Consider the following 219-nt stretch of genomic DNA (forward strand, 5'->3'; position numbering starts at 1 on the left):
TCCGTCGTTGCCGCCTCCATACCCCCCGCCAACGATTTGCAAACACGTTGATCAACAGACTGCAATCCCCACGCCAAACCTTTGCGAGTGGGACGCGAACGTCGCTTACGACAAATGCATCGCCTACGCCAAGGCTCATCGCCATCCGGAGCTGACCGATCAGACGATCTGGGACGTGTTCGAAGCCGAACGCCCCAAACTCGTTCCCTATGCCGGCCG

1 pseudogene is annotated in these 219 nt (G+C 59.4%); it reads left to right on the forward strand.

Annotated elements, in window-relative coordinates:
- A pseudogene (locus QJT78_RS52875) lies at positions 1 to 219 on the forward strand (hypothetical protein); the annotation flags it as partial.

The sequence above is a fragment of the Bradyrhizobium sp. Mp27 genome, assembly GCF_029953005.1.
Classification (GTDB): Bacteria; Pseudomonadota; Alphaproteobacteria; order Rhizobiales; family Xanthobacteraceae; genus Bradyrhizobium; species Bradyrhizobium barranii.